This window comes from Salinigranum sp. (genome assembly GCF_041641895.1).
Taxonomy (GTDB): domain Archaea; phylum Halobacteriota; class Halobacteria; order Halobacteriales; family Haloferacaceae; genus Salinigranum.
This window is the reverse complement of sequence record NZ_JBEPXO010000033.1, coordinates 25,793-36,426: the sequence shown is the minus strand read 5'-3', so window position 1 is coordinate 36,426 and position 10,634 is coordinate 25,793. Positions and strand designations below refer to the sequence as shown.

Annotated in this window: 10 protein-coding genes; 4 read left to right on the top strand and 6 right to left on the bottom strand. The window is 67.7% G+C overall.

The window, feature by feature from the left end:
- The first annotated feature begins 241 nt into the window (after nt 1-241).
- Nucleotides 242-3,478: an oligosaccharyl transferase, archaeosortase A system-associated gene (locus tag ACESK5_RS09135; protein ID WP_372911250.1), complete on the top strand. Its 3,237-nt coding sequence runs from the start codon at nt 242-244 to the stop codon at nt 3,476-3,478.
- Nucleotides 3,479-3,488: 10 nt separating this feature from the next.
- Nucleotides 3,489-4,472: a DUF368 domain-containing protein gene (locus ACESK5_RS09130; RefSeq protein ID WP_372911249.1), complete on the top strand. Its 984-nt coding sequence runs from the start codon at nt 3,489-3,491 to the stop codon at nt 4,470-4,472.
- A gap of 109 nt (nt 4,473-4,581) precedes the next feature.
- On the opposite strand, the gene ACESK5_RS09125 is transcribed toward ACESK5_RS09130, so the two are convergent.
- Together ACESK5_RS09125 and ACESK5_RS09120 are read right to left on the bottom strand one after the other, a co-directional pair.
- The gene (locus ACESK5_RS09125; protein WP_372911248.1) at nt 4,582-4,737 is read right to left on the bottom strand and encodes a rubrerythrin-like domain-containing protein; all 156 of its coding nucleotides are present in this window, start codon (nt 4,735-4,737) and stop codon (nt 4,582-4,584) included.
- Between the two features lie 161 nt (nt 4,738-4,898).
- Nucleotides 4,899-5,459, bottom strand: a complete 561-nt coding sequence (locus ACESK5_RS09120) for a class I SAM-dependent methyltransferase (RefSeq protein ID WP_372911247.1) — start codon at nt 5,457-5,459, stop codon at nt 4,899-4,901.
- 90 nt (nt 5,460-5,549) lie between these two features.
- Here ACESK5_RS09120 and ACESK5_RS09115 point away from each other — a divergent pair, with 90 nt between their 5' ends.
- On the top strand, nt 5,550-5,735 hold the full coding sequence (locus tag ACESK5_RS09115; RefSeq protein ID WP_372911246.1) for an HEWD family protein: 186 nt from the start codon (nt 5,550-5,552) through the stop codon (nt 5,733-5,735).
- Nucleotides 5,735-6,043 (top strand): divalent-cation tolerance protein CutA, encoded by a 309-nt coding sequence (gene cutA / locus ACESK5_RS09110; RefSeq protein WP_372911245.1) that lies wholly within the window; start codon nt 5,735-5,737, stop codon nt 6,041-6,043. Before ACESK5_RS09115 ends, cutA begins: the two co-directional genes overlap by 1 nt.
- A 4-nt stretch (nt 6,044-6,047) precedes the next feature.
- Here cutA and ACESK5_RS09105 read toward each other — a convergent pair whose 3' ends face one another.
- The 4 genes from ACESK5_RS09105 to ACESK5_RS09090 form a co-directional block, all read right to left on the bottom strand.
- Entirely contained in the window at nt 6,048-6,716 is a 669-nt protein-coding gene (locus ACESK5_RS09105) for a phosphoglycolate phosphatase (RefSeq protein ID WP_372911244.1), read from the bottom strand.
- Between the two features lie 254 nt (nt 6,717-6,970).
- Entirely contained in the window at nt 6,971-7,855 is an 885-nt protein-coding gene (locus ACESK5_RS09100) for an alpha/beta hydrolase (RefSeq protein WP_372911243.1), read from the bottom strand.
- A gap of 328 nt (nt 7,856-8,183) precedes the next feature.
- The gene (locus ACESK5_RS09095; RefSeq protein ID WP_372911242.1) at nt 8,184-9,368 is read right to left on the bottom strand and encodes a Cdc6/Cdc18 family protein; all 1,185 of its coding nucleotides are present in this window, start codon (nt 9,366-9,368) and stop codon (nt 8,184-8,186) included.
- Between the two features lie 168 nt (nt 9,369-9,536).
- The gene (locus ACESK5_RS09090; RefSeq protein ID WP_372911241.1) at nt 9,537-10,631 is read right to left on the bottom strand and encodes a hypothetical protein; all 1,095 of its coding nucleotides are present in this window, start codon (nt 10,629-10,631) and stop codon (nt 9,537-9,539) included.
- Between the last annotated feature and the right edge of the window lie 3 nt (nt 10,632-10,634).

Genomic DNA, 10,634 nt, shown 5'->3' with positions numbered 1-10,634 from the left:
CGTACGCCGAACTCGGTGCGGAGTTCGACGCGATGGCGAACCCGCTGGTCCTCGACGGCCGCCACTGTATCGCGCGGCGCGAGGGCATCGTCTACGAGGGGCTGACCTGGTAGCCGTCCCGACGACGACGCGGGCGCGCGTCGTCGACAACCTCCGGGAACGTGGTGGCGTGTGAGCCTTCTCACACCCCTCGGGCTTCGTTTCACAAGGCTTATGCGCGAGATGGCGGTCCACACGAACAATGAGTCAGCGTAGCGAGCGTGCCGAGGACGACGGGCAGTCCGTCCTCGACATCTTCGAAGACTGGTTCCACGTCCCCGCTCTCCTGGTCGTGATGGTCCTCATGGTGGCCATCCGCATCCAGGAGTTCGATTCGTTCACACGGGACGGAACGGTCTACTTCTCCGGCAACGACGCATGGTATCACCTCCGAGAGGTGAACTACACGATTCGCCACTGGCCGACGACGATGCCGTTCGACCCCTGGACGAACTTCCCGTACGGGACGAGCGTCGGCCAGTTCGGGACGCTGTACGACCAGCTCGTCGCCACGGCGGCGCTCGTCGTCGGTCTCGGGGGACCGAGCGAGTCGCTCGTCTCGACGACCCTCCTCGTCGCGCCGACGGTGTTCGGGGCGCTGGCGGTCGTTCCGACCTACTACCTCGGTGCCCGTCTCGGGGGCCGCGTGGGCGGCCTCTTCGGCGCCCTCGTCCTCGCTCTCTTGCCGGGCACGTTCCTCCAGCGGACGCTCGTCGGCTTCGCCGACCACAACGGCGCCGAGCCGTTCTTCCAGGCGCTCGCCGTGCTCGGTATCGTCGTCGCCCTCTCGGTCGCCGAACGCGAGACGCCCGTCTGGGAACTCGTCGCCGACAGCGAGTGGGACGCCCTCCGTCGCCCGGCGCTGTACGCCGCTCTGGGCGGTGTCGCCCTCGCGCTCTACATGTGGGTGTGGCCGCCTGGCGTCCTGCTCGTCGGCGTCTTCGGCGTGTTCACCCTGGTGAAGCTCTCCAGCAGCGTCGCCGCGGGCGAGACGCCCGAACCGGTCGCCTTCGCGGTGGCCGTCGTCGGCGTCGTCACGGGCGTGCTGATGCTCGTCCCGCTCGACACGGTCGGCTTCTCCGTCACCGACTTCTCGCTCCTGCAGGTCGTCGCCCCCATCGGCGTGGGCGCCGTCGCCGTCTTCCTCGGCTGGCTCGCCCGCCAGTGGGAGTCGCGCGACGTCGACGCGTCGCTGTATCCCGCCGCGGTGCTCGGCATCGTAGTCGTCGGCGTGGGCGTCGTCGCCGTCGCCCTCCCCTCGGTGCTCTCGCTCGTCCAGACGAACCTGCTCCGCATCGTCGGCTTCTCTCAGGGGGCAACCGCGCGGACCATCGGCGAGGCCCAGCCGTTCCTCAGCCAGAACATCCTCCAGCAGCAGGGCGTCGACGCGACCGGTCGCATCCTCCTCGAGTACGGCTTCACCCTCTTCACCGGCGTCGCCGCGGCCGTCTGGCTGCTCGCGAAGCCACTCGTCGACGAGAACGAGACGCGTGACCTCGTCTACGTCGGTGGGTCGCTCGTCGTCGTCGCGCTCGTCTTCCTCGTCCCGAGCCTCTTCGGCGCCATCGGCGGCGTCGTCGGCCTGAACGCACAGGTCACGAGCCTCGTCGTCGTCTCGGCGCTCATCGTCGGCGCGGCGCTGCTCACCGACTACGACTCCGAGCGACTGTTCGTCGTCGTCTGGGCCGTGTTCATCACGGCCGCCGCGTTCACCCAGGTCCGCTTCAACTACTACCTCGCCGTCGTCGTCGCGGTGATGAACGCCTACCTGGTCGGCGAACTCCTCCGGGTCATCGACCTCCGGTCCGTCCCCGAGTCGTTCTCCGACGTCCAGACGTGGCAGGTCATCACCGTCGCCGTCGTGGTCATGCTGGTGCTCGCGCCGGTGCTCGTCGTCCCACTGAACGTGCGGAACACGGGTAACCCGTCGTTCGACAGCAGCGACACCGCCTGGCAGACCGCACAGAACAACGGTCCCGGGAACGTCGTCCAGTGGGACGGCAGCCTCCAGTGGATGGCCAACGAGACGCCGACGGAGGGCACGTTCGGCGGCGCGTCGAACGAGATGGCCTACTACGGGACGTACGAGCGGACCGAGGACTTCTCGTACCCCGAGGGGAGCTACGGGGTCCAGTCGTGGTGGGACTACGGCCACTGGATCACGCTCCGGGCCGAGCGCATCCCGAACGCCAACCCGTTCCAGGAGGGCGCCACCGAGGCGGCGAACTACCTGCTCGCGCCGAGCGAAGAGCAGGCCGAAGGGGTGCTGGCCCGGCAGAGCACGGAGGGGAACGAGACGCGGTTCGTGATGGTCGACTGGCAGATGGCCTCGCCCAACTCGAAGTTCGGCGCACCCGTCGTGTTCTACACCGAAGATAACGTCTCCCGGCAGGACTTCTTCGAGCCGATGTACACGAGCAACTTCCGTGCCAGCGTCACCGTCCGCGAACAGCGGTACTACGAGAGCCAGATGATCCGCCTCTACCACTACCACGGGAGCGCCGTCGAACCCCGACCGGTGGTCGTCGACTGGGAGAACCGACAGGCACAGACGTCGGGCGGGGACACCGTCTCCGTCCGGACGTTCCCCAGCAACCGGACGGACGCCATCCGTGAGTTCCAGAACATGAGCGCGGCGCGGGCGTACGTCGAACGGGACGGCTCCGCCCAGGTCGGCGGCGTCGGTGCGATTCCCGCCGAGCGGGTGCCCGCGCTCGAGCACTACCGACTGGTGCGGACGAGCAACCGGTCGGCGTTCAGCGCCTCGTCGTACCAGCAGGAGTTCCTCATCACCCAGCAGTTGACGGGCTTCCCGGCCACCCGGATGTTCGTCACGAACCCCTCGTGGCTGAAGACGTTCGAACGGGTACCCGGTGCCCGCATCGAGGGGAGCGGCGCACCGCCGAACACGACGGTGACCGCCGAGGTGGACATGCGTGCCCCCAACGGTAACTACACGTTCACCTATCGGCAGCAGGCGAGGACGGACGCCGACGGCGAGTTCACGATGACGCTGCCGTACTCGACGACCGGGTACGACCAGTACGGCCCCGAGAACGGTTACACGAACGTCAGCGTCCGTGCGGCCGGGCCGTACAACATCTCGACGGGCGGACAGCTCGTCGAAATCAACGGCTCCGCGGGCGTCGAGGAGTACCGGACGACCGTCGACGTCCCCGAGGGACGGGTCAACGGCGACCAGTCCGAGGCCATCGAGGTCACGCTCGAACGCCGGACCTCACAGCTGACGCTGAGCGACACCGAGGGCGATAGCGCCACCACGTCGTCGGACGACTCGAACTCGGCGTCGGCATCGGGAGACGCTTCGGAGTCGGCGGCGGACGACTCCGCGTCGACCGGCGCGTCGTCGGACCTGACGGTCCAGTCGTCCGGAGTCGGGTCGGCCGCGCCAGGAGAACGCGCTGCCCGCGTGGGGTGAACTGAGCCAGATGGACCGACGCACCGCCGCGATGGGCTGGCTCATCATCTACGCGAAGGGCGTCTGCATGGGGGCCGCCGACGCGGTTCCCGGTGTCTCCGGCGGCACCATCGCGCTCGTCACCGGCATCTACGAACGGCTCATCGGCGCGATTACGGCCGTCTCACCCGGTCGGCTCCGGTCGCTCCTGGGCCTGGTCGTCCCCGGTGAGGACCGCCGCGAGGCCTGGCGGGTAGCGGCCGAGATGGACCTGGTGTTCCTCGGTGTGCTGGGGACGGGCGTCGTAACCGCCATCATCACCGTGACGCGACTCGTCGACACGGCCATCGAGGCGATTCCGGTCCTCACGTTCGGGTTCTTCTTCGGCCTCATCGGCGCCTCGGCGGTCGTGCTGTGGAGCGACGTCCACCTCGACACGCGCGGGCGGGTGGCCGCGGCCGTCGCGGGCTTCAGTTTCGCGTTCGTCGTCTCCGGACAGGCCGCGGCGACACTCGGCCACCAGACCGTCGTCGTCTTCTTCGCCGGCCTCATCGCCGTCAGCGCGCTCGTCCTCCCGGGCATCTCCGGGTCGCTCATCCTCATCCTCATCGGCCAGTACGAGTTCATGATCGGCACGCTCCGGGAGACGGTCGACGGCGTGGTGGTCGCCGTTCTCGGCGGGACCGTCCCGGGACTCACTCCCTCCGTGGTGACTGTCGTCACGTTCGTCTCCGGCGCGGTCGTCGGCCTGTTCACGACCTCGCACGTCGTCCAGTGGGCCCTCAGCCGGCGTCGGGAGGCGACGCTCGCGTTCCTCGTCAGTCTCATCGTCGGCGCGCTCCGCGCGCCCGTCGCGGACGTCAGCCGCCGTCTCGCCGAGGCGAATCAGAGCTGGACGCCGGAGATTGCCGGGAGTTTCCTGGCGGCGGCAGTCGTCGGCGGCGCGGTCGTCCTGCTGCTCGAACGGAGTTCCTCGCTGGGTGGCGTCGGGAGCGCAGAGTCGGTCCGCGACTGACCTGCCGGGCCGTCCACACGGGGCGGCCGCCGCTGGACCTGCGCCAGCGGGAGACGTCAGAACGAAGCCGAGAGCAGTCGGAGTGCGGTTCGGTGCGGGGCGGGCCCGTTCACTCGCGAGCGATGCCGATGTTGTGGACGTCGCCGCCGCAGTCGACACAGCGTCCGAGGCGGTCCTCGCTCGTCGTCCGGGCGCCACACGAGAGGCACTCGTAGTACCCGTGCTCGCTCTGGTGGGGGTCGATGTCCGCGTGGTGGATGACCATGAGTCTCCCTCGCACGACACCACGGTTAACGGTTCTCCTCATACGCCATTTAATGATATAATATACTAGTTCACACCCATATCGTCCGCCAGTGGGGTGAAAGACGGACATATTTTCTCGCTATTCGCGGGAAGAAATGTACGTTTATCAAATTATCTTCATCAGAGTTCGCGACGAACGACGGAGACGAACGTCTCCCGGCGTTCCACACCGTGGATCGTCGCGAAACCGGCGTCGGCGAACGCGGTGACGGCGTCGCCCAGGCCGTACCGCTCGTCGACCGGCGGTCCGTCCGCTCCGTCGCCGCGCGCGGACCAGTCGACAGTGACGACGTGGCCGCCGGGGCGGACCACGCGGGCGAGTTCCGCGAGCGAGTCGGGGGTGGCGAACTCGTGGTAGGTCATCGTCGAGAACGCGTCGTCGAGCGCGTCGTCGTCGAAGGGGAGGTCACCGACCTCTGCGGTCACGAGTTCGACCGACGGCGGGAGGCCCTTCTCCCGGTAGTGGTCGTGCATCTCGGTCTGGACGTCGACGGCGTACAGCGTTCCGACGAACGGGGCCACCTCGTCGGTGTAGAAGCCGGTCCCGCTGCCGAGGTCGGCGACCACGTCTTCGGGGGACGGGTCGAGCAGGTCGAGGAGTTCCTCGCGCGACAGGAAGCGGTACCGGTCCGTCTTCTCCAGCTCGTTGGCCCGGTCGACGTCGAACGTGTGGAAGGCCATACGACGCGAACGGGCGTGGGGAACCTAACGCCTCCGGAACGGGCAGGCGACTGAGACAGCGTTAAATCCCTCGACGTCGCCACTGCACGTATGACGAGCGGCGAACTTCGGCGACCGACCGAGCGGACCTGCGAGCGGTGTGGCCGAGAGGAGACCTGGGACGTGGACGTAGAGAACTGGCGCATCGTCGTCGTCGACGGCGAGCGCCGGAGCGGCAACGTCTTCTGTGTCCACGAGTGGGACATCAACGGCCGGTTCGCCCCCTTCGACTCCTGATGCCGACGCTGTACGTCACGGTCCCGCCCGAGGCGAGCGCGGCCCTCGCGCGCACGCTCGTAGAGGAGCGCCTTGCCGCCTGTGTCAACCGTCTCCCCTGTACGTCGACCTACCGTTGGGAGGGCGACGTGGTCGAGGATGAAGAGGAGATACTGCTGGTGAAGACGACCGACGAGCAGTACGAGGCAGTCGTCGCGCGACTCGTCGAGGAACACCCGTACGACGTCCCGTGCATCGAACGGTTCGACGAGACCGACCTGCTCGACGAGTTCGGCGCGTGGGTCACAGACTCGACGAGCGCCGAGTGAGGAGTCAGTCCCGGACCGCGTCGAGCGCCGCGAGCGTCCCGTCGAAGTACCCCTCCGACAGGACGACGTCGGCGGCCGATTTTGCGACGTCGTCGGCGTTGGCGACGGCGTACGAGCGACCGGCGACGGCGAACGTCGAGGCGTCGTTCTCGCTGTCGCCGACGGCGACGAACTCGTCCGGGTCGAGCCCCAACTCGGCCGCGACGAGTTCCAGTCCGTCACCCTTCTGGACGCCCGGCGTCTTCACGTGGTAGGCGTAACCGGTGTCGACCACCTCCATGTCGTACTCCGCGGCGACGTCCCTGAGAAGCGCCTCGTCGGCCGCCATCGCGACGGCGAGTTCGGTCTCCCGCCAGCGATTCACGAGGTCGGCGTCGCTCCAGCCGACGTCGCCCCCGCGCGCCTCGAACGTCTCGATTACCTGCACGGCACGGTTGCGGTCACCGGCGAAGCGGACGGTGTCGGGGGTGCAGACGACGCCGCCGTTCTCCGCGACGACCCGTTCGGGGAGGCCGGCGAAGTGACAGAGTGCGACCGGGTAGGGGAACGACTTGCCCGTGGCGACGATCACCGGCGCGTCCCACGCAGAGAGTGCGTCGAACAGCCGCGGGTCGAGACTGCCGTCAGGCGTGGTCAGCGTACCGTCGATGTCGAGTGCGAGCGGGGGAGCCATGCCGGGGTGTCGAGGGAGCGCGGACAAAGAGCCGTCGCTTCCGCGGTGCTGTTCGAATCCGTCGAACCTCGCAAGCGGTGCCGAGATTCAGGCACCGTGCGGCAGGCGAGGGGCGAGTCGGTCAGGCCGAACCCGGCGGTGCCGAACGGTTACCGACCAGGCCACCCCCCGATCCCCGGTCGTTCGTGTGACAGTCGTGCGGCGCTGTCGCGGCGACTATCCGTGCGGACAGCCGTCACGGGACGACCACCGTACTACTCCAGGCCCAGTCTGGGACGGACCCACTCGCCCATCCGTTCGACCGCACGGTCGGCTTCGGGGTCACGCCCCGCCATGTAGGGGTAGACGTGTGGCACATCCGGAACGGCTTCGACTGTCACGTCGACTCCGGACTCCTCGGCTCTCGCCGCGAACCGCCGAGTGTCGTCGACGAGTGCCTCGGTGGTCGAGACGTGAATCAGTACCGGTGGAAGCCCCGTCAGGTCGGCGCGGAGGATGTTGGCCAGTGGGTCCGTGGGTGACCCGTCGCCGAGGAACGTGGCCGCCATCACTTCCACCATCTCACGGTTGACCAGTGAATCGGTGGCCGCGTTACTGTCGAGAGACTCACCCGTCATCTCCATGTCGTACCACGGAGCCATCGGCACGATAGCGGCCGGGAGCGGGTCTCCCTCGTCGCGGAGTTTGAGTACCATCGCCGTGCAGAGGTTGCCCCCTGCGGAGTCGCCGCAGGTCGCGATATGCTCGGGCCGAATTTCCTCACTGGTCAACCAGCGGTACGCGGTGACGGCGTCTTCGACGGGCGCGGGATGAGGATGCTCCGGCGCGAGGCGGTAGTCGATTACGAGCGCCCGTATACCTGCAGTCTTGGCGATGTGTGCGGCCACCTTGCGGCTCAGGTGCATCGACCCGACCATGTATCCGCCACCGTGACAGTACAGGAGCACCCGGTCGGATGCACAGTCCTCGGGGATGCACCACAGCGCCGGGATGCCCCCAGCGTCGACCTCTGCGTAGGTGGCTCTCTCTGGCTCGGCGGCCGCGAGATGGCCCGTCTCGAACATCTCACGCACGACTCGCAAGTCCATCTCCGGGTCTGCCGCCATGCGTTCGGTCCAGCCGCTGTAAATCGTGTCCAAGTGCTGCGGCTCTCTTATCTACATATTTATATGTTAGAAAACTTATATAATATATAAACATGTGCGGGCCTTCCGTAGAGTTAGCACTTTTCACATATATCACGGAATGTAGACTTACGTCCAGACACGCGGCAGTGGGACGGTTCGTCCGAACGCTGACCGAGTAGTCGTATCCTGCTCTCCAGACACTACTGTCGAGCACTTCGGCGAACGACACGTGTGTACTGTGACGTACGACGTTCGCTGAACGCGGCAGGCGTTTTCTGTCAGCCACCAAAAAGTATCGTGGAGAGTCCGTCGGTGTCTCCACCTCTCGGTGTCTCGGCGGCTAGTCGTCGATGTCGACCAGTCGCCGGAACACGCGGGTCGGGAACTGCGGTTCGAGTCGACTCGGCGGCCGCCCCAGCCCCCGGTCCTCGTCGGTCTCGATTCGTTTGACGACGCCCGCCTCCGCGAGTTCGTACAGCACCCGCTTGATGGTCGTCGCCGAGAGGTCGATGTAGGGGTCGGCGGTGAGCGCGTCCGTGGCGGCCGTCACCGACGAGACGGCGCTCGCGTCGAGTTCGAGGAGACGACGCAGGATGCGCCGACGGTTCTCCGGGAGGGCGAGGACGCGCCCGAGCGACACCGACGGCCACGGGACTGCGTCCATTCCGACTTCGATGTCGTCTGTCGTGAGGCGGTCCCCTCCGCGCTCCAGCGCGTGGTCCGCAGCGCCGAAGACAGCCGCGAGCGCGTCGTGCGCGTCACCGTCCGCCCACGACGCCACCTCGCGGATGTCGGTGTGTGAAACCGCGTTCCGTGCGAGGCCGAGCGAGGCCCGCTGGGTGAGGATGTCGACCAGCGCGTGTCGCTCGTAGCGCGGTACCTCTATCGTCTCGTCGACCCGCGCCGCGACCGACTCGTCGGTCCCGGGGACGTCGGCGTCGGGCGGGTCCCGCCCGACGACGAGATACGCCATCGAGGGCATGTCGAGCAGCGAGTCGATCTGTCGCGTGGTGAGCGTGTTCGACTCGTTGACGTGGTCGACGGCGACGACGGCCTGTGTCGTCCCGACCAGTTCGGTCCCGAGTCGGTCCCGGAGGTCGTCGGTTCCGACGCCACCCTCCGGCACGGGGTCGTCGACGACGCTGTCGAGGATGTCGTGGTAGAGCGCGAACTCGCTCGAGGCGTCCCGCGCGTCCACGTAGACGAACAGCGTCGTCGGTGGCGCGACGGCCCGCGTCGTCGTGAGGATGGTCGACCGCCGCCGGGCGTTCTGTTCGGAGAGGTGACCGAACAGGGCGCTGACGACAGCGGACTTCCCGGTCCCCTTCGGACCCCAGACGTACGCGTCGTCCGGGAGGTCGCCGCCGAACGTCGGGTCGAGCACGTCGAGTAGCCGTTCGAGGACGGGGCCTCGTCCGTTTGGCTCGGTCAGATGTGTCACGGGGCTCAGCACGTCGAAGTCACGGACGAGTGCGCGTTCGCTCTCACCGCGTCGACGTCGTTCGATTCGTTCGTCGAGGTCCATGCTGTGTCTAGCGCGAGGAGTCACGTGGCGAGTCTATCGTGCGTCGTGTCTGTCGTGTGTCGTGTCGGTGGTGCGGCCGACACGTCGTGCTCGGGAAGCCGTCGAGCGAACGGTTGAAGAACGGTACCACGAACAGCGGACGAAGCGACGGTGAAGGCCCGGTTCCGATTAGACCGGAAGCGGGATCCAGACGCTCGTGCTGAAGACGCCGACGATAGCGAGCACCGCGATGAAGAACGTGTTCACCACGATGGCGGCGGCCGGCGGGTCGAAGTGCGTGTCGGCGTGCGCGTAGAAGACACGCTGGACGACCTCACCCGTGAGGGCGCCGGAGACGCCGAAGACGCCGGCGACGACCATCGCCACGGCGCCGACCTCTGCGCTCCCACCGGTGACGGCCAGCGCGGCCGTCGACGCGGGGAGCGTCATGTGGTGGGTCACCGGGATGCGCTCGACACCGAGGTTGAGGAACGTCAGCGACGCGGCGCTGATACCGAAGGCCAGGAAGGCGCTTCCGGTCGTCAGCGCGGTGATACCACCGATGAGCCCCGCCGTGAGGCCAATCATCGCGACGTTGCCCCACTCGTACTGGTGGGGGAGCCACGGCTCGGTCGCGAGCCGCTGCTTGGTCTCGCCACCGTCGGTCATCGCGGCAGCGTCACTGGAGGCGGGACGCATCTCCTCGCGCTCGAACGGCCCCATGTCGAAGATGCCGGAGCCGCGCACGTCGCCGATGAGGTCGTAGCCGAACACCAGGCGGTGTGCGACCGCCGAGAGCACGACTGCGACGGCGATGGGGTCCCACGGCGCCGCGAGATTCGCGGAGATGGCCGTGATGACGTAGCCGAGGATGCCGAAGAGCCCGCCGACGACGAGTACGTCGGGCTTCGTCCCGAGCGCCGCCGGGATGTTCTTCGCCTCGTGGTAGTCGAAGCCGAAGTCCATGTACCCCTTCTTGGCCGCGTAGGCCGCGGCGGCCGCGCCGCCGGCGAAGGAGATGTGCGGGCCGAAGACGGTCCCGAACGCGATGGAGCCGGTGATGCCGGGGGCACCGAGGGCGGCCGCCTCGACCGCTTCGGCGACGCCGACGGAGTTGACTGCGAGGTTCGCCGCCTCGCCGGCGATGACCATGAAGCCGGTGAAACAGAACGCCGGCAGGGCACCCAGTGCCGCGCCGAACGCGCCGCCGGCGAACGCTGCGAGCAGCAGGCCGGGGTTGGTGACCGCGTCGATGATGGCCGAGGCCTGGAGGAGGACGCTCATCGT